We start from the raw sequence: 22,683 nt of genomic DNA, 5'->3' as shown, positions 1-22,683 counted from the left end.
CGGCCGGCGAAATGCCCCACCGGCCGGGCGGCAGCGGGACGGCGCTCAGGCGCAGCGGCTGGCGATCCAGCCGTCGCTGCCGGTGTGCACGTACGCGTCGGAGACGTACTCGTCGGCCGAGATGCAGTCCCAGAGGTTCGAGGAGCCGTACGGGCCGCTGACCCGCTCCCCCACCTTCTGGCAGTAGACCGCCACCATCGCCCCCACCGGCAGCAGCCTGATGGCGGCGTAGTTGGTGCCCGGTCCGGTGCGGACGTAGACCCGGTAGCCCGGTGCGATCGGGTAGCGGGCACCGCCCTCACGGTCCGCCGGGCCGCGCGACGGGGGAGTGCCGCGTGAACGCCCCCGAGCGGAACTGGGCCAAGAACGTGACTTTCGGTGCCCGGCGCCTGCTGACTCCCACCTCGGTGGAGGAGTTGCGCGACATCGTGGGTTCGTCCACCGAGATCCGTGCCCTGGGCACCCGGCACTCGTTCAACGAGATCGCCGACACGCGAGGTGACCTGGTATCCGTCGCCGGGCTGCCCAGGGTGGTCGACATCGACTCCGCCGCGCGGACCGCCACGGTGAGCGCCGGACTGCGGTTCGGGGAGCTGACCGGGACCCTGCACGAGAACGGCTTCGCACTCCACAACCTCGGCTCCCTCCCGCACATCTCGGTCGCAGGAGCCTGCGCCACGGGGACCCACGGTTCCGGCGTCGGGAACCGTTCGCTGGCCGGAGCGGTCAGTGCCGTCGAACTCGTCCGCGCGGACGGTTCCCTTGTCATGCTGGAACGCGGCCACCCCGACTTCCCCGGCGCGGTGGTGTCCCTCGGCGCGCTCGGCGTCGTCACCCGGCTGACCCTCGACCTCGTCCCCACCTTCGACGTCCGGCAGTGGGTCTACGAGGACCTGCCCCGCGACCAGGTGTCGCACGGGTTCGACGAGATCATGTCCGAGGGGTACAGCGTCAGCCTCTTCACCAGCTGGCGCGACCGGCCGGTCGACCAGGTGTGGGTGAAGCGCGCGGTGGACGGTGAGGACGCTTTCGAAGCCCCGGCCGAGTGGCGTGGCGCGGTGCTCGCGGACGGCCCTCGCCACCCGGTTCCCGGGATGCCCGCCGGCAACTGCACCCTGCAGCAGGGGGCACGCGGCCCCTGGCACGAGCGGCTTCCCCACTTCCGCCTCGAATTCACCCCGAGCAGCGGCGACGAGCTGCAGTCGGAGTACTTCGTGGCGCGGCAGGACGCCCCCGCGGCCTTCGAAGCGCTGGAGCGCATCCGGGACCGCATCGCGCCCCAGTTGCTGATCTCCGACCGGCCGGGTGGAGCGGTCACCGGGTGGTTCCGGCGGTCCGGGCACCGCGGCGGCGTCGGGTCCGGGATCACCGCGCAGGATCAGCGCGTAGGCGTCGGCCAGTTCGCGGCCGGGGTCGATGCCGAGTTCGTCGGCGAGCAGCCGCCTCGTGCGGTGGAACCAGTCCAGGGCCTCCGACTGGCGGCCCGCCCGGTACAGCGCCAGGATCAGGGCCGCCGCCAGGGACTCCCGCAGCGGGTGCGCGGAAGCCTCCGTACGCAGGACGGCGGCGGCCCGGTGGTGCTCGCCGAGCGCCCCGTGGGCGCGGGCGAGCTCCTCCACCGTCGCCAGCCGGGTCTCCTCCAGGGTGTGCGCCGCGACCTGGAGCGGCGGACCGGCGAACACTCCGCTGAGCGCGGGGCCCTGCCACAGGGAGAGCGCGTCCCTGAACATGAGGACGGCGTCGGTGGCGCTGCGCTGTTGCCGGGCGAGCATCAGCAGTTCCTCGAACCGCTGCGAGTCCAGCAGGGTTTCGGGGACGCGCAGGAGGTAGGCGTCGCCGAGGGTGAGTAGTTCCACCCCGTACGCCTCCGCCTCCGCGCCCACGAGCAGGGCGCGGAGGCGGGATATGTGGCCCTGGATGACGCCGCGGGCGCGCGGTGGAGGTGCGTCCTCCCACAGGGACTCCGTCAGCCGGGCGACGGACACGGGGGTGTTGGCGGAGAGCAGCAGGGCGGCGAGAAGGCTGCGGCGCTTCGCGGGGCCGAGCGGCAGTGGCCCGGTGCGGGTGTCGACGGAGACCGTACCGAGCAGCCGGAACTCCACGAGCGGCTTTCCTTCCGGGCCGAACCCACCCGGGGCGGGGGCCCGGACCGGGGTCCAGGATATCGGGCCCCGGCCGGCCCGCGGCCGGGTCACGTACGCCCGAGGGCTCCCGGCCGGTTTCCGCGCGGTGCGCCGGACGCCGTCGCGGGCGTCCGGCGGGCCGTCACAGGTAGCGCTTGTCGTCCTCCGCGGTGGGGACGACCGTGGGCGGCACGATCATGCGACGACGCCGCGCGATGCTCATGTAGGCGAAGACGCCCACGAGGCCGACGAGCATCATGATCCAGCCGACCAGGTCGACGTTGACGGTGTCGATCTGCCAGTCGGTGGCGAACGCCAGTACCGCTCCGGCACCGATCAGGAGAATGCATCCTCCGAGTCCCATGATTCCCGCCTCCTCGACGGCCCGGTGACTCCGGGCCGGTGTACGGATCGCGTACCCGGCCCGGCGTCAACCATGTCCTCACAGGCTGTGGGTGACGTGACGTCAGCCCGCCAGGAACTCGGTCAGCGCGTTGGCCAGCAGGAACGGGTCGTCGGCGCCGCAGAGTTCGCGGGCGCTGTGCATCGACAGGATCGCCGCGCCGATGTCGACGGTCTGGATTCCGTGGCGGGCGGCGGTGATCGGGCCGATCGTGGTGCCGCACGGCATCGAGTTGTTGGAGACGAACGTCTGCATCGGGACGCCCGCCCGCTCGCAGGCGGCGGCGAACACGGCCCGGCCGTTGCCGTCCGTCGCGTACCGCATGTTGACGTTGACCTTCAGCATCGGGCCGCCGTTGACGACCGGGTGGTGCGTCGGGTCGTGACGCTCCCCGTAGTTGGGGTGGATCGCGTGGCCGGTGTCGGAGGAGACGCAGACGGTTCCGGCGAAGGCGCGGGCCCGGTCCTCGTAACCGCCGCCCCGGGCGTACACCGAGCGCTCCATGACGGTGCCGAGCAGCGGGCCGTCGGCGCCGGTGTCGGACTGCGAGCCGTTCTCCTCGTGGTCGAAGGCGGCGAGCACCGGGATGTACGGGAGTTCGGTGCCCTCGTCGGTGTGCCGCCGGGCGACGGCGGCCAGCGCGGCGGCGCCCGCGTGCACGGAGAGCAGGTTGTCCATCCGGGGGCCGGCCATCAGTTCCTGGTCGCGGCCGAGGTAGGCGGGCTTCTCGACGGCGTGCGCCATCAGGTCCCAGCCGGTCACGTCCTCGGGGTCGACGCCCGCCTCTTCGGCGACGAAGCGGATGAGGTCGCCCTCTTCCACCCGGCCGAGGCCCCAGATCGGCTGCATGTGCTTCTGGCGGTCGAGCTTGAGGCCGTCGGTGTTGGCCGAGCGGTCCAGGTGGACGGCCAGCTGGGGTACGCGCATCAGCGGGCGGTCGACACAGGCCAGTACGTCGGTGCCGTCGCGCAGCGTGAGCCGGCCGGCGATGCCGAGGTCACGGTCGAGCCAGGTGTTGAGCAGGGTCCCGCCGTAGATCTCCACGGCGACCTGGCGCCAGCCGTGCGCGCCGGTGTCGGGCAGCGGCTTGACCCGCAGGTTGGGGGAGTCGGTGTGGGCGCCGACGATACGGAACGGGGTGTGGGGGGAAGCGCCTTCGGGGACGTACCAGGCGATGATGGCGCCGCCGCGCAGGACGTACTTCCCGCCGCTCGTCGCGTCCCAGGCCGCGGTCTCCTCGACCTGCCGGAACCCTGCCTCCTCCAGAAGGGCGGCGGTGTTGGCCACGGCGTGGTACGGCGACGGGCTGGACGCGAGGAAGGACATCAGGTCATCGGTGTGGGACCTGTCGAAAGGGTGGGAGGAACTCATGTTCTTCACTGTATCGACGCGTGTTGGGAACCATTCACGCTCGTGGCCACCGGCGGCGTGACGGCGGCCCGCTGGACGGCGAGTGCGCGGCCGACGGCGACAGCCCACTGGACGGCGACGACACGGCGCACGGCGACGGCCCGCCCCCCCGGTATGCGCCGTGTGCGGGGGCGGGCCGTCGCCGTGACGGAGTGCGCGAAGGATCAGAACGCGGCTTCGTCCAGCTCCATCAGGGAGTTGTCGACCGACTCGGCGAGCGCGCGCTCCGTCGAGACGCCGGGCAGGACGTTGGCGGCGAAGAACTTCGCGGCCGCGATCTTGCCCTGGTAGAAGGCGATGTCCTTGCCGGAGGCGGTCGGCAGCTTCTCCGCGGCGACCGAGGCGCCCTTGAGGAGGAGGTAGCCGACGACGACGTCGCCCGAGGCGAGCAGCAGGCGGGTGGTGTTGAGGCCCACCTTGTAGATGCTCTTCACGTCCTCGCCGGTGGCGGTGAGGTCGGTGATCATCGTGCCGACGATCGCCTCCAGGTCGACGGCGGCCTTGGCGAGGGAGTCCAGCGCGGGGGCCAGCTCCTCGTTGCCCTGGGCGCCGGCGAGGAACTTCTTGATCTCCTCGGAGAGCGTGTTGAGCGAGGCGCCCTGGTCGCGGACGATCTTCCGGAAGAAGAAGTCCTGGCCCTGGATGGCCGTGGTGCCCTCGTAGAGGGTGTCGATCTTGGCATCGCGGATGTACTGCTCGATCGGGTACTCCTGGAGGTACCCGGAGCCGCCGAAGGTCTGGAGCGACTGCGCCAGCTGCTCGTAGGAGCGCTCGGAGCCGTAGCCCTTCACGATCGGGAGCAGCAGGTCGTTGAGGCCGTGCAGCGCCTTGGCGTCCTCGCCGGCGGCCTCCTTGACCTGGATCGCGTCCTGGACGGAGGCGGTGTACAGCACGAGGGAGCGCATGCCCTCGGCGTACGCCTTCTGCGTCATGAGGGAGCGGCGCACGTCGGGGTGGTGCGTGATGGTGACCTTGGGGGCGGTCTTGTCCATGAACTGCGACAGGTCCGAGCCCTGGACGCGCTCCTTGGCGTACTCCAGTGCGTTGAGGTAGCCGGTGGAGAGGGTGGCGATGGCCTTCGTGCCGACCATCATCCGCGCGAATTCGATGATCATGAACATCTGGCGGATGCCGTCGTGCTTGTCGCCGATGAGCCAGCCCTGGGCGGGGTGCTGGTCGCCGAAGGTCATCTCGCAGGTGTTGGAGGCCTTGAGGCCCATCTTGTGCTCGACGTTCGTGGCGTAGACGCCGTTGCGCTCGCCCAGCTCGCCGGTCTGCCAGTCGAAGTGGTACTTCGGGACCAGGAAGAGCGACAGGCCCTTGGTGCCCGGTCCGGCGCCCTCGGGGCGGGCCAGCACGTAGTGGAGGATGTTCTCCGACATGTCGTGCTCGCCGGACGTGATGAAGCGCTTCACGCCCGTGATGTGCCAGGAGCCGTCGTCCTGCTTGACCGCCTTGGTGCGGCCGGCGCCGACGTCCGAACCGGCGTCCGGCTCGGTCAGGACCATCGTCGAGCCCCACTGCTTCTCGACGGCGATCTCGGCGACCTTCTTCTGCGCGTCATTGCCCTCGGCGTGCAGGATGCCGGCGAACGCCGGGCCCGAGGAGTACATCCACAGAGCCGGGTTGGCGCCGAGCAGCATCTCCGCGTAGGCCCAGATCAGGGAGCGCGGGGAGGTGGTGCCGCCGATCTCCTCGGGGAGGCCGAGGCGCCAGTACTCGGAGTCCATGAACGCCTGGTACGAGCGCTTGAAGCTCTCCGGGACCGGAGCGGTGTGGGTCGCGGGGTCGAAGACCGGCGGGTTGCGGTCGGCGTCGGCGTAGGAGTCGGCGAGCTCGTTCTCGGCGAGGCGGGTGACCTCGTCGAGGATGCTCTTCGCGGTCTCGACGTCCATCTCCGCGAACGGACCGGTGCCGTACAGCTTGTCGCGCCCGAGCACCTCGAAGAGGTTGAACTCGATGTCGCGGAGATTCGACTTGTAGTGCCCCATGGGAAGGCTCCGTAATCAATAGCAGTGACGCGCAGCGCCCCGGGGAGTGATGCGGGTCGGGCGACGGGCTGTGCGGAAGGCCGGCCGGCTGTGTGACGCGTATCAGTCGACCTCTCCGATGATGCTACCCGTGAGTAATAAGGCGCAACCCCTCAAGCCGGAGATGTGTCCGATTACTCTTTGGGGCATGTACGGCTACGACCAGAACCCGGGTGCACAGCAGCAGATGGGTCAGATGGGGCAGATGGGCGGCTACGCCGAGCAGCCGCTGTACCCCGAGCCTTCGCCGCCTTCCCTGGCGGACGCGGTACGGGCCTTCACCACCGGCACCCTCGCGGCGGAGGACTTCCAGCAGATCTTCGCGACCTCGAAGGTCTACTGCCCGCGCGGCGACGGGCCGGGCTTCCTCGCGCTGCACAACACCCAGGCGCCGGTGATCCCGATGTTCAGCACGCTCAAGGAGCTGCGGCGGTACGCGGGCAAGGAGTCGAAGTACTTCGTGATCACCGGTGCCGAGGTGATCGACCTGCTCCCGACCGGGTACGGCTTCGTCCTGGACATGGAGGGCGACCACCGGATGGTCTTCGACGCCAAGGCCGTCGAGCAGATGGTCGACTTCGCGATGCGGCGCATGTACGGCTGACCCCGGTCCGGTCCCTGGTCCGCCCGTTCTCAAGGCTCGTACCCCCGAGGCTCGCACCCGCGTGGTGCGGGCCTTCTCCGTGTGGGCTCCTCGCCCCGGCCCCCGCCGCATCCCGCCCGCGCCCCGCCCGCGCCGGGTCGGGAATGAACGACGCCTTGCAAGATGTTCACTGTTCAACTAAATTGGAAGCAGATCCCGCCCGGAGGTGGCTCCCATGCCCGCAGTGACCGTAGAAAACCCGCTGACCCTGCCCAAGGTGGCCGCCTCGGGCGACGCCGTCGCCCGTCCCGTCCTCGCGGTCACCACCGCGCCGACCGGCTTCGAGGGCGAGGGATTCCCGGTGCGCCGCGCGTTCGCCGGGATCAACTACAAGTACCTCGACCCGTTCATCATGATGGACCAGATGGGCGAGGTGGAGTACGCCGCCGGAGAGCCCAAGGGGACCCCCTGGCACCCGCACCGCGGCTTCGAGACCGTGACGTACCTGATCGACGGCAGCTTCATTCACCAGGACTCCAACGGTGGCGGCGGCACCATCGAGAACGGCGACACCCAGTGGATGACGGCGGGCTCCGGCCTGCTGCACATCGAGGCCCCGCCGGAGTCGCTGGTCATGTCCGGCGGCCTCTTCCACGGCCTCCAGCTCTGGGTGAACCTGCCCAAGAGCCACAAGATGATGGACCCCCGCTACCAGGACATCCGCGGTGGTCAGGTCCAGCTCCTCGCCTCCCCGGACGGCGGCGCGCTGCTCCGCGTCATCGCCGGTGAGCTCGACGGCCACGAGGGCCCCGGCATCACGCACACCCCGATCACGATGATCCACGCGACCGTCCGGCCCGGCGCCGAGGTCACCCTGCCGTGGCGCGAGGACTTCAACGGCCTCGCGTACGTGCTCGCCGGCCGCGGCACCGCGGGCGCCGAGCGCCGCCCGGTCCACATGGGTCAGACGGCCGTCTTCGGCTCCGGTTCCTCGCTGACCGTCCGCGCGGACGAGCAGCAGGACGGGCACACCCCCGACCTGGAGGTCGTGCTCCTCGGTGGGCGTCCCATCCGTGAGCCGATGGCGCACTACGGGCCGTTCGTGATGAACAGCCAGGCCGAACTGAAGAAGGCCTTCGAGGACTTCCAGGCCGGCCGCCTCGGCACCGTTCCGGCGGTCCACGGCATGTGATCCACCCCGGGTGCGGGTGACGGATCGTCACCCGCACGCCCCGCGGGGCGGGACACCGTGTCCGCCCCGTGGTCGGGTGGGGGAGTGCCGAACCAGAAGCCCCTCCTGCCCGACGTCGCACGGCGGACGGCCGCCTGGTGCGGCGTCCTGCTCCTCGTCGCGGCGGTGGCGGCGGTCGTCGTCTGGCTGTCCGTGTACCTCAAGACCGCCGTCACCCCCGTGCTCCTCGCGCTGCTCGGTACGGCGCTGCTCGGCCCCGTCCACCGCTGGCTGACCGCCCACCGCGTGCAGCGCTCGGTCTCCGCCGGGCTGACCTGCGCCGCCCTGGTCGCGGTCGTCGGCGGGGCCGGGTACATCGTCGTCACCGCGCTCATCGACACCGGCGACCAGATCGTGGACTCGCTCAAAGACGCCGCACAGTGGGTGATCGACCACTTCGACCTGGGCGACGAGGCGTCCGTGGACAACCTCGCGGGCAGCGCCAAGAACCTCGTCGAGAGGTTCGGCGCCACCGCGGCCGGCGGAGTCCTCACCGGGCTGAGCCTGATCGGCTCGCTGATCGCGACCGCCGTCCTCGCCCTGCTGCTCACTTTCTTCTTCCTGCGCGACTCCGACCGGGCTGTACGCCTCGCCCACTCGCTCGCCCCGCACGGCTCCGGCGACCTGGTCGAGGCGATGGGGCGCCGGGCCTTCGAGGCGGTCGAGGGGTTCATGCGCGGCACCACCTTCATCGCGCTGATCGACGCGATCTGCATCACGGTCGGCCTGCTGATCCTGCGGGTCCCCGGCGCGGTGGGGCTGGGCGCGCTGGTCTTCGTCGGCGCCTACATCCCGTACCTCGGCGCCTTCCTCTCCGGCGCGGTCGCCGTCCTCGTCGCGCTCGCCGACCGGGGGTTCGTCATCGCGCTCTGGGCCCTCGGCGTGGTGCTCGCGGTCCAGGTGCTGGAAGGTCACGTGCTCCAGCCGATGATCCAGAGCCGCACCGTGCGGTTGCATCCGGCCGTCATCCTGATCGTGCTGACCGCCGGGGCGAGCGTCGCCGGGATCCTCGGCATGCTGCTCGCCGTCCCGCTCTGCGCGGCGGCCTTCGGGGTGATCGAGGAGCTGCGGCACCGGAACACGGCACCTGCCCAGGAACCTCCGGCGGGACGCACCCGGGCCTGATCCGCCCGGCCGGCGTACTCGCCCCCGGCGCCCGGCGGGGCCTTTGGGCGTGCCGCGACGGAGCACATACGATCTTCGCGCGCGGTCCACCACGGGCCCGTGAGGAGGGAACACTTCCGTGGCGGTAACGGATCTCATCGACCTGGCCGGCCCCTGGGGCCGCGTTCTCAGCGGTACGCCGCTGAACCACGAGAAGCACACCCGGGCGCCGCAGTCGATGGCCGTCGACCCGGTGACGCACGACCTCTTCGTCGTGCAGATCCGTGACGCGCTGGAGTACGGCAATCTGTGCGTCTACCGCATGGACCGCTCCACCGGGCGGGCGATCGACCACATGCACCTCGACGGCTTCGGACACGGCTACCAGATCGGTGCCCAGCACATCGACGGTACGACCCATCTGTGGACCGAGGCCGGCCCGCTGTCCGATCAGTTCGGCACCCGGATCGTCCGGTTCCCGTACCTCCCCGGGCAGACCGTCACCATGAGCTCGCCGGTGCTGTCGGAGCCGTTCAGCCCCGTGCCGGGAGCCCGGTTCGTCGCGCCCAACGTGGACCCGGTGTTCCAGCGCCTCACGGTGCGGTACCTGACCGCGCAGGGGTACCTTTTCACCCAGTACCCGATCCATCCGGTCACCGGTCAGGTCACCTGGACCGCCCTGCGTACGGTCGCGCATCCCCTGGCCACGCTGGTCCCGCGCCTGGCCGACACCTTCCAGGGCTTCGCCTCGCTCGGCGACCACCTCTACCTGTACACCGGCAACCCGGACCTGGACGACACCTACCTCACCGCCCTGTCCTGGACGGACGGGTCCGTCCTCGCCGGTCCTCGCCACATCACCGCGGTGCCCGGGCTGGAGCGCCGGGAGCCCGAGGGGCTGTGCATCGAGCCGATGGGCGCGGAGGCGCGGCTGCTCTTCGGGTTCAGTGGGAGCCACACCACACCGCGCGAGGCCACCATCTGCTTCCTCTCCACGGATGCGCCGGTTCAGGGGCTGAAGGTGCCCGCCGACTGGACGGCGCTGCCCCCCGCCTCCGGGATCACCCCGCAGACCGGCCTGCGGAGCCCGCGCGGACGCCTGGTGGACTTCGCCGGGACCACGTACCTCCAACTGCGTGGGGGTTTCGACGGGGTCCTCACCAAGGACACCCGGATCGCCCAGCTCCCGCCGACGCTGACGCCGAGCCGTACGGTCCGGGCCGAGGTCCCCCGCAACAACCGGGCCGGGCGCTGTGTGTGCCGGGTGGAGGTCACGCCGGACGGCGGGCTCACGGTGTACGGCGCGACCTCGGACAACCCTGTCACCTGGGTCGATCTGGACGCCTTCTCGGCGGCCTGGCTCTGACGGCCTCCGGTCCCGCATCCCTTCCCGCCCACGCCCCCACGCCGTCCGAGGAGCAGCCATGCCCGTCATGCCGCAGAGAACCCCCAGCCGTCGCGCCCTGCTGACCGCGGCCGTCACCGTCCCGGCCGCCGCGGCCGGTGCGCCCCTGCTCGCCGCCGCCCCCGCCGCGGCGGCCACCACCACGGGGGGCGTCGAGGTCGTCCACCCGTGGACGGCCCTCGTACTGGCCGCGGGCGTCACCGCCTCCGCCGAACCCCCGGCCGCCCGGGTGATCAGGATCGCCGGTACGGACTTCCTCCAGCTGCGCGGGGGCGTGAACTGCGTCTTCACCGGGGACGCCGTGCTGGGAGCGGTTCCCGCCTCCCTCGCCGTGCCCAAGATCTCCCGGGGGGTGTGCCCGCGCACCAACAAGGCCGGTGTCAACGCCTGCCGGGTGGAGATCAGCACGGCGGGCCGCATCACGGTGTTCGGTGGTACGCCCACCAACAGCATCACCTGGATCGCCCTGGACAGCTTCTCGGTGGTGCTGGCCTGAGGCGCGTGCCCGCCGGTGGGGCGGGACCCGTCAGATCTGCTCGAAGGGGATCGGCCGCGCGGTGAGTTCGTCGGGCTCGGTGGACTCGTACAGTTCGAACCAGATCGACTTGCCCTCGCCGCGCGGATCGACGCCCCAGTCGTCCGCCAGCATCTCCATCAGGACCAGTCCGCGTCCGCTGGACGCCATCTCGCCGGGGCGCCGCTTGTGCGGGAGCTCGTCGCTGCCGTCCGCGACCTCGACCCGCAGCCGCCGCTCGCCCCGCTCGCCGGTCACCTCCGCCACCATCAGCGCGTTGCCGTCGGTGTGGACCAGCACGTTGGTGGCCATCTCGGAGAGCATCAGCACCGCCGAGTCGACCTGTTCCGCGTCCGCCCAGTCGTGCAGCAGCTCGCGCAGCAGCTGCCGGGCGACGGAGATCCGTTCCGGTTCGGCCTGCGCGATCGCGACGGCGGTCCGGCGCGGCGGGATCTTCGCCAGGGTGGCGGGGGTGTCCCGGCGGAGCAGCAGCAGCGCGATGTCGTCCTCGTGCCGTTCGGCGAGGGGGCCCGTCGTGTAGTGCGAGGTGGGGCCGTGGACCGCCTCCACGAGCGCCTCGGCGAGGGTTTCGGGATCGGCTCCGGGAGACTCCAGGACCGGGCGCAACCGGTCCCAGCCGGTCATGAGGTCGTGGCCGCCGGTCTCGATGAGCCCGTCGGTGCAGAGCATGATCGTCTCGCCGGGCTCCAGCACCACCTGGGTCGTCGGGTAGTCGGCGTCGGTCTCGATGCCCAGCGGCATCCCGCCCGCCGTCTGCCGGATGACGGCGGTGCCGTCAGTGCTGATCACCACGGGGTCGGGGTGGCCGGCGCGGGCGATGTCGAGGGAGCCGTCGGCCGGGTCCACCTCGGCGTACAGGCAGGTCGCGAAGCGCGGGGCGGTGGATTCGTCGTCGTCCCCGCCGTTCGTGTGCTCGTACCCGTCCGTCAGCCCGGCCAGGAAGCGGGAGGCGCGGGCCAGCACGGCGTCCGGGCGGTGCCCCTCCGAGGCGTACGCGCGCAGCGCGATGCGGAGCTGGCCCATCAGCCCGGCCGCGCGCACGTCGTGGCCCTGGACGTCGCCGATGATGAGCGCGACCCGGCCGTTGGGCAGCGGGATCAGGTCGTACCAGTCGCCGCCGACCTGGAGGCCGCCGCCGGTGGGGATGTAGCGGGCTGCGACGGTGATGCCCGGGGGGCTCTTGCCCAGGGTGGGCATCATCGCCCGCTGGAGCCCCAGGGAGAGCTCCCGCTCGGTCTCGGCCGCCCCGGCGCGCGCGAGGGCCTGAGCGAGCATCCTGGCCACGGTGGTGAGCACCGCCCGCTCGTCGGGGGAGAACCCCACCGGCTCGCGGAACCCCGCCATCCAGGCGCCCATGGTGCGGCCGGAGACGATCAGCGGCAGGAACGCCCAGGAGCTGCGGCCGAACGTGCGGGCGAGCGGCCAGAACATCGGGAAGCGCTGGGCGTACGCCTCGGGGGTGGGCAGATAGATCGCCTGGCCGGTACGGGCGACCTCGGCGGCCGGGTACTCCGTCTGGAGCGGCATGTCGACGAAAGGCTCCTCGTCGCCGACGGTGTGCCCGTGGTGCCCGACGAGGGTCAGCCGGTCGCCCTCGATACCGAAGACCGCGAGCCCGTCCGGGGAGAACCCCGGCATCGAGAGCGACCCGGCGACCCGGAGCACCTCCTCGGTGGACCGGGCTTCGGCCAGTGCCCGTCCCGCGTCCAGCAGGAACGCCTCGCGGGAGCGCCGCCAGTCGCCGGTGACGGGGGTCTGCACGGCGGTGCCGGGGATGGGTTCCGCCACCTCCTGGAGGGTGCCCCGGAGCACGACCTGCTCGACGGTCTTGCCCTCGGGCACGTAGGGCCTGGACCGGGTCCGTACCGTACGGATCACCCTGCCCCGCTCGTCGACGATCCGAAGCCGGGACTCCGCGAGGGTGTCCTCGGCGACGGCGAGGCCGACGACCGAGCGGACCTCGTTCCAGTCGGCCTGGTGGTAGCAGGCGCGTACAGCGGCCTCCCCGTACGTCCCCGCACCGGGCAGGCCGAGGAGACGGGCGGCCTCCGCGTCGATCGTGACCGTCCCGTCCGCGGTGTCCCAGCGCCAGAGCCCCGTCTCGATGGCCGCCAGGATGTCCTCGGTACGCATTGCCCCACTTTAGGAAGATGCGTTCGGGGGACGCCACCGTTGACCGCCGCCGGCCGGGGGCCGGACGGGCTCGACCGTGGCGGTCCCGCCGGGTGTGCGGAGGTCCTCCCGGGGCCACGCACCGCCTCCGGATGATCTTGAAGTGGTTATGGCAATGAAGTGGCCGGGCTCCGGGCGGTAGCCTGGGGTGGCTCACAGACCCCAACCGCGAAGACTGGATGAACGACGATGCATCGGTACAGGTCCCACACCTGCGGCGAGCTCCGCGCCTCTGACGTCGGCACCGACGTCCGGCTGAGCGGCTGGCTGCACAATCGCCGAGACCTGGGCGGCATCCTCTTCATCGATCTCCGCGACCACTACGGCCTGGTCCAGCTCGTCGCCCGCCCCGGCACCCCGGGGAACGAGGCGCTCTCGAAGCTGACCAAGGAGACCGTCGTCCGGATCGACGGCAAGGTCTCCGCGCGCGGTGCCGAGAACGTGAACCCGGAGCTCCCGACCGGTGAGATCGAGATCGAGGTCACCGAGGTCGAGGTGCTCGGCGAGGCGGCCCCGCTGCCCTTCACGATCAACACCGAGGACGGTGTGAACGAGGAGCGCCGCCTGGAGTACCGCTTCCTCGACCTGCGCCGCGAGCGCATGCACCGCAACATCATGCTGCGCTCGGCCGTGATCGCCTCCATCCGCTCGAAGATGGTGGCCCTCGGCTTCAACGAGATGGCGACCCCGATCCTCACCGCGACCTCCCCCGAGGGCGCCCGTGACTTCGTCGTTCCGTCGCGTCTCAACCCCGGCAAGTTCTACGCGCTGCCGCAGGCCCCGCAGCAGTTCAAGCAGCTGCTGATGATCTCCGGCTTCGACCGCTACTTCCAGATCGCGCCCTGCTTCCGCGACGAGGACGCCCGCGCCGACCGCTCGCCGGGCGAGTTCTACCAGCTCGACGTCGAGATGTCGTTCGTCGAGCAGGAGGACGTCTTCCAGCCGATCGAGAAGCTGATGACCGAGCTCTTCACCGAGTTCGGCAACGGCCGCGAGGTCACCTCGCCGTTCCCGCGCATCCCGTTCCGCGAGTCGATGCTGAAGTACGGCAACGACAAGCCGGACCTCCGCGCCAAGCTGGAGCTCGTCGACATCTCGGACGTCTTCGCCGACTCCGGGTTCAAGGCGTTCGCCGGCAAGCACGTCCGCGCGCTGCCCGTTCCGGACACCGCCGGCCAGTCCCGCAAGTTCTTCGACGGCCTCGGTGAGTACGCCGTCGAGCACGGCGCCAAGGGCCTCGCCTGGGTCCGCGTCGGCGAGGACGGCACGCTGGCCGGTCCGATCGCCAAGTTCCTCACCGAGACGGACGTCAAGACGCTCACCGAGCGCCTCTCGCTCGCCCCGGGCCACGCGGTCTTCTTCGGTGCCGGCGAGTTCGACGAGGTCTCCAAGATCATGTCGGCCGTCCGCGTCGAGGCGGCCAAGCGCTCCGGCAACTTCGAGGAGGGCGTCTTCCGGTTCTGCTGGATCGTCGACTTCCCGATGTACGAGAAGGACGAGGAGACCGGCAAGATCGACTTCTCGCACAACCCCTTCTCGATGCCCCAGGGCGGCCTGGAAGACCTGGAGACGAAGGACCCGCTCGACATCCTGGCCTGGCAGTACGACATCGTCTGCAACGGCATCGAGCTGTCCTCCGGCGCGATCCGGAACCACGAGCCCGAGCTGATGCTCAAGGCCTTCGAGATCGCCGGCTACGACCGTGAGACCGTCGAGCAGGAGTTCGCGGGCATGCTGCGCGCCTTCCGCCTCGGCGCCCCGCCGCACGGTGGCATCGCCCCGGGTGTCGACCGCATCGTGATGCTGCTCGCCGACGAGCCGAACATCCGCGAGACGATCGCCTTCCCGCTCAACGGCAATGCCCAGGACCTGATGATGGGTGCCCCGACCGTGCTGGACGAGGCCCGTCTGCGCGAGCTGAACATCCAGCTCCGCAAGCCGGCCGCCGTGTCGAAGGGCGAGGCCGCCAAGGCCGAGACCGCCGCCGCGGAGAAGACCGAGAAGTAGCGGGACGGGGCAAGCGCCGCCTCAGGCGTCGCGCGCCCCTCCGTCCGTCACGTTTCACGTGAAACAGCCCCCGATCGACCGGTCGGGGGCTGTTCCGTCGTTCCTGAGGGTCGTCGCCCCCTGTCCGCCGGCCGCCGTGGTCACGCGTGGACGGGCGTACCGCCGGATGGCCCCTGCCCGGATTCGCGAGGGCCGGGCGCGGCGAAGAGTGGCTTCTGAGAGGCAGTCAGTCAGAACCACTCAGGAGCCCGCCCCGTGTCCGTCTCCCTCCGCCCGCGTGTCTCCACCCGTCCGTCCACTCGCCTCGGCTTCCGCCGGGACGCGGTCCGGTGCCCGGACGTGCTCCTCCGCCCGGGCACCCTCCCCCGCGCGGCGCCACGCAGGCGGCGGCACCGCCTGCTCGTCGCTCCGGTCCTCGCGCTGCTCCTGGTGCTCGCCGGCTGCGGCGCCCGCACCACCTCGGAGGCCCCGCCGAAGACGGTGGCGGGGGCCCGGTCGGACGACGAGGGCAGCCGGGGGCCCGCCGGTGCTCCCGCAGCTCCCGCCCCGCCCGTACCGCCGTTGGAAATCCCCGGGCTGGGACCGGGGACCCGCGCTCAGATCCCGGTCGACGCCCGGCAGGCGTTCGTCGTCACCGGCCAGGGCGCGGACTCCAACGAGTCCACCGCCGTCCTGTACGCCCGGGACGCCCCGGACCGGAGCTGGACGCCGGTCTTCGAACCCTGGGCAGCCCACAACGGCATGGAGGGGTGGACCGACGAGCACTACACGGGGGACCTCAGGTCCCCCGTCGGCGTGTTCGGTCTCACCGACGCGGGCGGCAAGCTGCCCGACCCGGGCACGCTGCTCCCCTACGACGAGGAGGACTACTTCGCGGTGGAGGGCGACGGCTTCTTCGGTGAGCCGCTCGCGGGCTCCTTCGACTACGTCGTGGCCATCAACTACAACCGCGTCGAGGGCGTCAGCCCGATCGACCACGAACGCCCGCTCGGCGAGGACCGGGGCGGTGGCATCTGGATCCACGTGGACCACGGCGGCCCGACCCAGGGCTGTGTCTCGGTCTCGGAGGACCGGATGAAGGAACTGCTGCTCACGCTCGACCCGGAGAAGAAGCCGGTCGTCGTCATGGGCGACAAGGCGTCACTGGCCCGCTGACACGTATCCGGGCGCTGGACGTGCGCTACCCGGCGGGCGTCCAGGGCCCGGGTACGCCGGAAGGGCGGGGCCACGGGGGTCCCGCCCTTCCGGCGTGTCCGTCGTCCGGCCCGCGGCCCCGTGGGGCCGGGCGGGCGTACCGCTACGCGGCCGGCTTCTCCTCCAGGCGCGGGAAGAGCACCGCGCCCTTGGTGACCGTGGCACCGGCGGGCAGCCGGCCCCAGGTGCCCGCGTCCTGGACGCGCTGGTCGGCCAGGATGCCCAGGGAGGGTTCGGCGCCGAGCGACTCCCACAGCTTCTGCGAGGTCTCGGGCATCACCGGGTTCAGCAGCACCGCGACACCGCGCAGGGCCTCGGACGCCGTGTACAGGATCGTCGCGAGACGGGCCTGGCCCTCGGGCGAGGTGTCCTTGGCGACCTTCCACGGCTCCTGCTCCGTGATGTAGCCGTTGACCTGCTTCACGAAATCGAAGATCGCCAGGATGCCGGCCTGGAAGTCGAGCTCCTCGCCGATCTTCAGGTCCGCCGTGGCGACGGCCTTCGCCAGGCCCTCCTGGACCGCCCGCTCGGCGTCACCGGCGGCGGTCGCCTCGGGCAGCGTGCCACCGAAGTACTTGCCGATCATGGCGGCCACGCGGGAGGCGAGGTTGCCGTAGTCGTTGGCGAGCTCGGAGGTGTAGCGGGCCGAGAAGTCCTCCCACGAGAAGGAGCCGTCGCTGCCGAAGGCGATGGCGCGCAGGAAGTACCAGCGGTACGCGTCCACGCCGAAGTGCGAGGTCAGGTCCTGCGGCTTGATGCCGGTCAGGTTCGACTTCGACATCTTCTCGCCGCCGACCATCAGCCAGCCGTTGGCCGCGACCCGGCCCGGCAGCGGAAGGCCCTGGGCCATCAGCATCGCGGGCCAGATCACCGCGTGGAAGCGGAGGATGTCCTTGCCGACCAGGTGCACGTTGGCCGGGAACGTCGCGTCGAACTTCTCCTGGTTGGCGCCGTAGCCCACCGCCGTGGCGTAGTTGAGCAGGGCGTCGACCCACACGTAGATGACGTGCTTCTCGTCCCACGGCACCGGGACGCCCCAGTCGAAGGTCGAGCGGGAGATCGAGAGGTCCTGGAGGCCCTGCTTGACGAAGTTGACGACCTCGTTGCGGGCCGACTCCGGCTGGATGAAGCCAGGGTTGGCCTCGTAGAACTCCAGCAGCTTCGGGCCGTACTCGCTCAGCTTGAAGAAGTAGTTCTCCTCCTTGAGGATCTCCACCGGCTTCTTGTGGATCGGGCACAGCGGAGTGCCGTCCTCGGCCTGGATGAGGTCCCCGGGGAGCTTGTACTCCTCGCAGCCCACGCAGTACGGGCCTTCGTACCCGCCCTTGTAGATCTCGTCCTTGTCGTACAGGTCCTGGACGAACTCCTGCACCCGGTCGGTGTGACGCTTCTCCGTGGTGCGGATGAAGTCGTCGTTCGCGATGTTGAGGTGCTCCCAGAGGGGCTTCCACGCCTCTTCGACGAGCTTGTCGCACCAGGCCTGCGGGGTGACGCCGTGCTGATCGGCCGTGCGCATGATCTTCTGACCGTGCTCGTCCGTGCCGGTGAGGTACCACACCTTCTCGCCGCGCTGGCGGTGCCAGCGCGTGAGTACGTCGCCTGCGACGGTCGTGTAGGCGTGGCCCAGGTGAGGAGCGTCGTTGACGTAGTAAATGGGGGTGGAGACGTAGAACGACGTCTCTCCCTGCTTCTCGGATCCAGTGGCCGCCATGGTCAAAATCCTAACGGTCCGCAGAAGGTTCCCCCGCCTCCCGGTGCTCCTCCCGGCGCCTCCTCCGCCCTGGAGCGGCCGGTTCGTCCGAAGACGCGGACGGCGGGCCCGGTGAACGGGCCCGCCGTGACGTGCGGTGGAGTGGTGGTTCAGGTACGCGGTGCGCGACTTCGTGCGGGTTCTCGCCGGGCAGGTCAGCCGGCGGAGCCGCCGGACCGGGCCGAGATCCAGGCGGGGAGTCCGGCGAGGATCTCCCGGTAGAACGTGGCGTCCGGGATCGCGGCGGGCGCCGGGCCGGCGTGGAAGAAGGCCGCGTGCTCGGAGTCCAGCTTCCGCAGGAAGTCGAAGCCCTTGGCGTCGTGGTCGCCGAAGGCGACGAACTGGAAGAAGAGCGGCAGCCGGGCGGCCTCGGCCAGGGCCTGCTTGGCCGCGACCTTGGCGTCCGGCGGGCCGTCCGTCTGGAAGACGACCAGTGCGGGGCCGGTGGAGCCGGACTTCTCGTAGTGGGAGACGACCTCTTCGACGGCCCGGTGGTAGTGGGTCCGCCCCAGGCGCCCCAGGCCGGCGTTCAGCTCGTCGACGCGGCCCTCGTGGCCTTCCAGCCCGATCGTTCCGGTGCCGTCGATGTCGGTGGAGAAGAAGACCACGTCGACCGAGGCGTCCTCGTCCAGGTGCGCGGCGAGGGCCAGCGTGCGGTCGCCCAGGTGCTGGGCGCTGCCGTCCTTGTAGAACGGCCGCATCGAGCCCGAGCGGTCGAGCACCAGATAGACGGAGGCCCGCAGCCCGGTCAGCCCCGCGGCCTTCAGCGCCGCCTGCGCGGACTTGTACGGGGCGACCAGCCCGGGGGCACGCGACTTCACCCGGGCGAGCGAGGTGGCGGGCTTGGCGGTGGTGGCGGCAGTGGCGGCAGTGGTGGCCGGGGTGGTGCTCGCGGCTGTTGCCGAGGTGGTGTCCGCGGCTTCCGGGGCTGCGGGGGCGGCCTGCGTCTCCACCGCTGCCTCGGGCGCGACCTCGGGTTCCGCGGCGGCCGGGGCCGCTGCCTCGGGGGCGGGCGTTCCGGCGGCGGGCTCGGGCTCGTAGTCGATGATGATCGCGTCGAGGGCGGCCTCGGCGGCCTTCTCCGCACCCTCCGGCCCGGTGGCCTCGGGCTGCGGGGCCCCGGGCTCGGGGGCCTCAGCGGTCTGGCTCGCGGTCTCGGGGACCGTCGTCGGAGCGTCGGCGTTCCCGGCGGTCTCGGCGGTCGCGGCGTGCTCGGCGTCTGCCGGTGATGCCTCGGGCTCCGGGTCCATGTCGATCGTGATGGCGGCGGCGAGCACCTCGGGTTCGACGACCGCGGGCTCCACGGCCTCGGCCTTCGCCGGCTCGGGGGCCTCCACCGCCGCGGGCGCCTCCACCGCCGCGGGGGCCACGGGCTCCGTCGGCTCGGCGACCTTCTCGGCCTCGGCGACCGGTGCGGGCTCGGCTACGGGCGCGGGCTTGGGGCCCGTGTTCTGGGCGGGGACCGTCGGCGTCGGTGCGGCGGACGGCTGGTCGAAGGCGGCGGCCACCAGCTCCGCCGCGTGGCCCTTGTCCGGCCGGTCTTCTCCGTCCGTACCGGCAGATCCGCCCGTACTCGCGTCCGACGAGGAGCGTGAGGCGGAGGAGAGGGGGGAGGCGGCGGGTGCGGGAACGGTCACCTTGGGCTCGGCAGCGGGAGCGCTGTCCTGGACCGCGTCCGATTCCGGCTCCGTGGATCGGGCGCGCTCACCCTGGGGAGGAACGGTGGCCGTGGTCGGCTCGTCCTGCTCCCGGCCGAACACCTTGCGCAGCAAGCTCCGAATGCCCATGGGCGAGGCCTTTCGCGTGAGTTGGGTGCGGGATATGTCCGACCCGTGGAAAATCATCCCTGGCCAGGACGGATACGTAAGGTTAGCGGCCGGATCAGGCCGTTCGGCTGTCCGGCCCGCACGCGGGTGAACCGACGCGCAACCGTTTCCTTGTGGGAACCCAAGAGTTCGGCGGTCAGGCGGACTTCGCCGCCGGTTCACGGGCTTGTTCCTCAACACCCGGACGGACGTACCTCGTCACGGTGCGCACATGTCCCCCGCTTGCCGGGGACGCACGGTGGTCGGCCCCGGCAGGGGTCTTCGCGTGACGGGCTCCCCCGTTACAGTCGGACCATGGTTTCGGTTTCCGGTGAGGCTCCGCAGGCGGCAGGAAGCGTCCGGGTCGATGTGTGGATCTGGTCGGTCCGGTTGACGAAGACCCGGGCTCAGGCGGCTGCCGCCTGCCGTGCGGGGCACGTCAAGGTCGCGGGGGAGCGCGCGAAGCCCGCGCAGTCCGTGCGGATCGGTGACGAGGTGCGGCTGCGGCACGAGGGCCGGGACCGGATCGTCACCGTGTCGAAGATCGTGAAGAAGCGCGTCGGCGCACCCGTGGCGGTGGAGTGTTTCGTCGACAGCAGCCCGCCCCCGCCGCCGCGTGAGCTGGCGCTCCAGGTTCCGGTCCGCGACCGGGGGACCGGCCGTCCTACCAAGCGCGACCGCCGCGAGATGGACCGGTTGCAGGGTGGACGGGACGCCGGTCCGCGCTGAACGCGGTCTCTTTCCTTCGACAGTTGGACACGCCGTGACCGGTGGTCACTCTCCGTGTTTCACGTGAAACGCTCTCAGGGTTGCGGTGAGGCGATGGCCCGGGCCGCCGCGACTTCCTGGCAGAGCGGGCGGAGCACGCTCTCCTCGACGCCGGAGAGGTCGGCCCGCACGCCCACCAGGGTTTCGCTGGAGCGGATTCCGGCGGCCAGCTCCCGCAACTGACCCTCGATCATGATGGCTTCGCCGGGTTCGGGCGGCGGGGCGCCATGATTCAGCCTTACCCGGGCCGCTGTTGCCGCGTCGACGATGCGCTCGACCGCGACCACCAGCGGCCACCAGGCCGCCGCACGCGTGCCCACGGGCGGCGGCTCGGTGAGGGCGCGCTGGAACTCGGAGCGCACGGCCGACAGGTCGCGGTAGAGCCGTCGGCGCGCCCGGACGCGCTCGGCCCGGTCGTGCTCGCTGGTGAAGTCGAAGGCGTAGGCGACGTAGTCGGCGGTGTCCTCCACCGCGTCCGCGAGCCGGTCGCCGACGCGGGTGTGCCAGCTCTCCGGCCAGAGCAGATACCCGGCCACCAGCACGATCGCGCAGCCGAGCAGGCTGTCGAGGAAGCGCGGCGGGACCAGGTCGAGGCCCTGGTGGTTGAGCAGGTCGGAGAGCAGCAGGATGGGCGGGGTGACGGCCGCGGTCTGGAACGCGTACCCCTTCGCCGTCAGCGCCGGGATCAGTGCGGCGAGCACCACCATCGCCGGGACGAACCACCAGCCGGTGGGTACCTCGGCCAGTACGGGAGCGGCGACGACCAGCCCGGCGGTGGTGCCCACGGCCCGCAGTACGGCGCGGGAGAAAACCGATCCGTAGTCCGGCTTGAGGACGAAGGTCACCGTGAGCGCCACCCAGTAGGAGCGTTCCACCGGGATGAGCGAGGTGAGCGCCTGGGCCAGCCCGATACAGAGGGCGAGGCGCAGCCCGTAGCGCCAGGACGCCTCGGAGAGCAGTACGGACCGCAGTGACCGGCGGACCCGGACGCGCAGGGCGGCGGGTCGGCCGAGCCGGTCGTCGACGTTGTACGGGTCGGGGTCCTCCCGGTGCACGACGGTCGCGGTGTGACGCAGCGCGCTGTCCACGGCGTGGGTGGCGGGCGAGTCGGGCGGGGGGAGTTCGGGTTCGGGGCGTCCGGTGCGGCCCCGTTCGATGTCGTCCGCCAGTGCGCGTACGGCTGCCGGGACGGCCTCGGGCAGCGTGCGGCCCTCGCCGTGTGCGGCGGGTGCCGCTTCGACGAGCGGGATCACGACGTTGAGCTGGGAGAGCGTCCGCACCATGGTGGGGCTGCGGCCGTGGTAGCGGGCCCGGCGGGCGAGGATCAGGTCGTAGGAGGTGTTGAGGCTCTCGGTGACGTCCTGCCGGTGCAGTTCGTACGCGGGGGTGCCGGCGGCGTGCAGCAGGGCGGCGACCGAGCGGTAGGTGCGGGCTACAGCCGCGCGTTCGGGGAGCCTGCGGCGGAAGGGCCACGAGAGCAGGGCGAGTGCCAGCACCACCAGCCCGCCGAAGGCGAGCAGCCCCGGGGCGACCCACCAGGGGTCGGGCATCGGGAGTCCGGCCCCGATCACGGAGTTGAGCAGGAGCAGCAGGCCCGAGACGGATGCCACGGCGCCGATCGTGGACATCATCCCGGAGACCAGCGCGATGGCGGTCAGCACGCCGACGGCGGCCCAGCCGGTTCCGTACACGAGCGAGCCGAGGGTGACACCGAGGGCGCCGAAGAGCTGCGGTACGGCGATGTTGAAGATGCGCATCCGGTAGGCGTCGGCGGTGTCGCCGATGACACCGGAGAGCGCCCCCATGGAGACGAGGGCGCCGTAGGAGGGGCGGTCGGCGGCGAAGCCGACGGCGAGCGGCGCGGCCATGGCGACGGAGGCGCGCAGTACGGCCGCCCAGGGGATCGGGGTGGGCTGGGGGCGGAGTCCGTTCAGCAGCCAGGGCGGTGGCGTCACGCGTCGCTTTCCGGTGGCGGCGTCGGCCGTGGCCACTGCTCACTCTCCTCACGGGTCTGCCGGGGCACGGCCGGGGGCGGCCGGACCGCACCGGGACCGCACCGGGGCGGGTGCCGGCACTTCATCGGAAGCTTGTGAGCAGCGCGGGTAAGCGCCTCACGAGCAATCTTCTCGTTCGGGTAGGACAGCTCGAACATCACCCGACCGG

Annotated in this window: 15 protein-coding genes and 4 pseudogenes; 9 read left to right on the top strand and 10 right to left on the bottom strand. The window is 71.4% G+C overall.

Annotated elements, in window-relative coordinates; all coding sequences use genetic code 11:
- Positions 1-45: 45 nt before the first annotated feature.
- Positions 46-288 (bottom strand): annotated as a pseudogene (locus tag ACWD3D_RS10315) (hypothetical protein); the annotation flags it as partial.
- Here ACWD3D_RS10315 and ACWD3D_RS10310 point away from each other — a divergent pair.
- Positions 273-710: pseudogene (locus ACWD3D_RS10310) on the top strand (FAD-binding protein); the annotation flags it as partial. The pseudogenes ACWD3D_RS10315 and ACWD3D_RS10310 overlap by 16 nt on opposite strands.
- A 629-nt stretch (positions 711-1,339) precedes the next feature.
- Here ACWD3D_RS10310 and ACWD3D_RS10305 read toward each other — a convergent pair.
- The 4 genes and pseudogenes from ACWD3D_RS10305 to ACWD3D_RS10290 form a co-directional block, all read right to left on the bottom strand.
- Positions 1,340-2,102, bottom strand: a pseudogene (locus tag ACWD3D_RS10305) (AfsR/SARP family transcriptional regulator); the annotation flags it as partial.
- 163 nt (positions 2,103-2,265) lie between these two features.
- Positions 2,266-2,487, bottom strand: coding sequence for a DUF6458 family protein (locus ACWD3D_RS10300; protein ID WP_451460471.1), 222 nt, complete (start codon positions 2,485-2,487; stop codon positions 2,266-2,268).
- 102 nt (positions 2,488-2,589) lie between these two features.
- Positions 2,590-3,897 (bottom strand): M18 family aminopeptidase, encoded by a 1,308-nt coding sequence (locus ACWD3D_RS10295; RefSeq protein WP_451460470.1) that lies wholly within the window; start codon positions 3,895-3,897, stop codon positions 2,590-2,592.
- 203 nt (positions 3,898-4,100) lie between these two features.
- Positions 4,101-5,927, bottom strand: coding sequence for an acyl-CoA dehydrogenase (locus ACWD3D_RS10290; RefSeq protein WP_451460469.1), 1,827 nt, complete (start codon positions 5,925-5,927; stop codon positions 4,101-4,103).
- Between the two features lie 187 nt (positions 5,928-6,114).
- Here ACWD3D_RS10290 and ACWD3D_RS10285 point away from each other — a divergent pair, with 187 nt between their 5' ends.
- From ACWD3D_RS10285 to ACWD3D_RS10265, 5 genes are all read left to right on the top strand, one after another.
- Positions 6,115-6,570 (top strand): SseB family protein, encoded by a 456-nt coding sequence (locus ACWD3D_RS10285; RefSeq protein ID WP_451460468.1) that lies wholly within the window; start codon positions 6,115-6,117, stop codon positions 6,568-6,570.
- Positions 6,571-6,784: 214 nt separating this feature from the next.
- Positions 6,785-7,741: a pirin family protein gene (locus ACWD3D_RS10280; protein WP_451460467.1), complete on the top strand. Its 957-nt coding sequence runs from the start codon at positions 6,785-6,787 to the stop codon at positions 7,739-7,741.
- An 84-nt stretch (positions 7,742-7,825) separates the two neighbouring features.
- Positions 7,826-8,905 carry an AI-2E family transporter gene (locus ACWD3D_RS10275; RefSeq protein WP_451460466.1) on the top strand — a complete coding sequence of 360 codons (1,080 nt, stop codon included), beginning with the start codon at positions 7,826-7,828 and terminating at the stop codon, positions 8,903-8,905.
- 118 nt (positions 8,906-9,023) lie between these two features.
- Entirely contained in the window at positions 9,024-10,250 is a 1,227-nt protein-coding gene (locus tag ACWD3D_RS10270) for a phage baseplate protein (RefSeq protein ID WP_451460465.1), read from the top strand.
- A 67-nt stretch (positions 10,251-10,317) separates the two neighbouring features.
- Positions 10,318-10,785, top strand: coding sequence for a hypothetical protein (locus ACWD3D_RS10265; protein ID WP_451460464.1), 468 nt, complete (start codon positions 10,318-10,320; stop codon positions 10,783-10,785).
- 30 nt (positions 10,786-10,815) lie between these two features.
- On the opposite strand, the gene ACWD3D_RS10260 is transcribed toward ACWD3D_RS10265, so the two are convergent.
- Positions 10,816-12,957: an ATP-binding SpoIIE family protein phosphatase gene (locus ACWD3D_RS10260; RefSeq protein ID WP_451460463.1), complete on the bottom strand. Its 2,142-nt coding sequence runs from the start codon at positions 12,955-12,957 to the stop codon at positions 10,816-10,818.
- Between the two features lie 228 nt (positions 12,958-13,185).
- Here ACWD3D_RS10260 and aspS point away from each other — a divergent pair, with 228 nt between their 5' ends.
- Complete coding sequence (gene aspS, locus ACWD3D_RS10255; RefSeq protein WP_451460462.1) at positions 13,186-15,003, top strand: aspartate--tRNA ligase; 1,818 nt, start codon at positions 13,186-13,188, stop codon at positions 15,001-15,003.
- A gap of 396 nt (positions 15,004-15,399) precedes the next feature.
- Positions 15,400-16,158, top strand: a complete 759-nt coding sequence (locus tag ACWD3D_RS10250; RefSeq protein WP_451460479.1) for a L,D-transpeptidase family protein — start codon at positions 15,400-15,402, stop codon at positions 16,156-16,158.
- 142 nt (positions 16,159-16,300) lie between these two features.
- Here the strand turns inward: ACWD3D_RS10250 and metG are convergent, their stop codons facing one another.
- Together metG and ACWD3D_RS10240 are read right to left on the bottom strand one after the other, a co-directional pair.
- Positions 16,301-17,908, bottom strand: a complete 1,608-nt coding sequence (gene metG, locus ACWD3D_RS10245) for a methionine--tRNA ligase (protein ID WP_451460461.1) — start codon at positions 17,906-17,908, stop codon at positions 16,301-16,303.
- A gap of 194 nt (positions 17,909-18,102) precedes the next feature.
- The gene (locus ACWD3D_RS10240) at positions 18,103-19,734 is read right to left on the bottom strand and encodes a VWA domain-containing protein (protein ID WP_451460460.1); all 1,632 of its coding nucleotides are present in this window, start codon (positions 19,732-19,734) and stop codon (positions 18,103-18,105) included.
- Between the two features lie 333 nt (positions 19,735-20,067).
- On the opposite strand from ACWD3D_RS10240, the gene ACWD3D_RS10235 reads away from it, so the two are divergent.
- Positions 20,068-20,481 (top strand): RNA-binding S4 domain-containing protein, encoded by a 414-nt coding sequence (locus ACWD3D_RS10235; RefSeq protein WP_451460459.1) that lies wholly within the window; start codon positions 20,068-20,070, stop codon positions 20,479-20,481.
- Between the two features lie 74 nt (positions 20,482-20,555).
- Here the strand turns inward: ACWD3D_RS10235 and ACWD3D_RS10230 are convergent, their stop codons facing one another.
- Complete coding sequence (locus ACWD3D_RS10230; RefSeq protein ID WP_451460458.1) at positions 20,556-22,511, bottom strand: FUSC family protein; 1,956 nt, start codon at positions 22,509-22,511, stop codon at positions 20,556-20,558.
- A gap of 77 nt (positions 22,512-22,588) precedes the next feature.
- Positions 22,589-22,683, bottom strand: a pseudogene (locus tag ACWD3D_RS10225) (ribosomal protein L16); the annotation flags it as partial.

Source organism: Streptomyces sp. NPDC002690 (assembly GCF_053592415.1).
The sequence above is the reverse complement of the archived record's forward strand: the minus strand, read 5'-3'. Positions and strand labels throughout refer to the sequence as shown.

Bases quoted from the DNA above. Each gene is read 5' to 3' on its own strand.
- ACWD3D_RS10300 (WP_451460471.1), bottom strand. From the start codon at position 2,487: ATGGGACTCGGAGGATGCATTCTCCTGATCGGTGCCGGAGCGGTACTG.
- ACWD3D_RS10295 (WP_451460470.1), bottom strand. From the start codon at position 3,897: ATGAGTTCCTCCCACCCTTTCGACAGGTCCCACACCGATGACCTGATG.
- ACWD3D_RS10290 (WP_451460469.1), bottom strand. From the start codon at position 5,927: ATGGGGCACTACAAGTCGAATCTCCGCGACATCGAGTTCAACCTCTTC.
- ACWD3D_RS10285 (WP_451460468.1), top strand. From the start codon at position 6,115: ATGTACGGCTACGACCAGAACCCGGGTGCACAGCAGCAGATGGGTCAG.
- ACWD3D_RS10280 (WP_451460467.1), top strand. From the start codon at position 6,785: ATGCCCGCAGTGACCGTAGAAAACCCGCTGACCCTGCCCAAGGTGGCC.
- ACWD3D_RS10265 (WP_451460464.1), top strand. From the start codon at position 10,318: ATGCCGCAGAGAACCCCCAGCCGTCGCGCCCTGCTGACCGCGGCCGTC.
- ACWD3D_RS10260 (WP_451460463.1), bottom strand. From the start codon at position 12,957: ATGCGTACCGAGGACATCCTGGCGGCCATCGAGACGGGGCTCTGGCGC.
- aspS (WP_451460462.1), top strand. From the start codon at position 13,186: ATGCATCGGTACAGGTCCCACACCTGCGGCGAGCTCCGCGCCTCTGAC.
- metG (WP_451460461.1), bottom strand. From the start codon at position 17,908: ATGGCGGCCACTGGATCCGAGAAGCAGGGAGAGACGTCGTTCTACGTC.
- ACWD3D_RS10240 (WP_451460460.1), bottom strand. From the start codon at position 19,734: ATGGGCATTCGGAGCTTGCTGCGCAAGGTGTTCGGCCGGGAGCAGGAC.
- ACWD3D_RS10235 (WP_451460459.1), top strand. From the start codon at position 20,068: ATGGTTTCGGTTTCCGGTGAGGCTCCGCAGGCGGCAGGAAGCGTCCGG.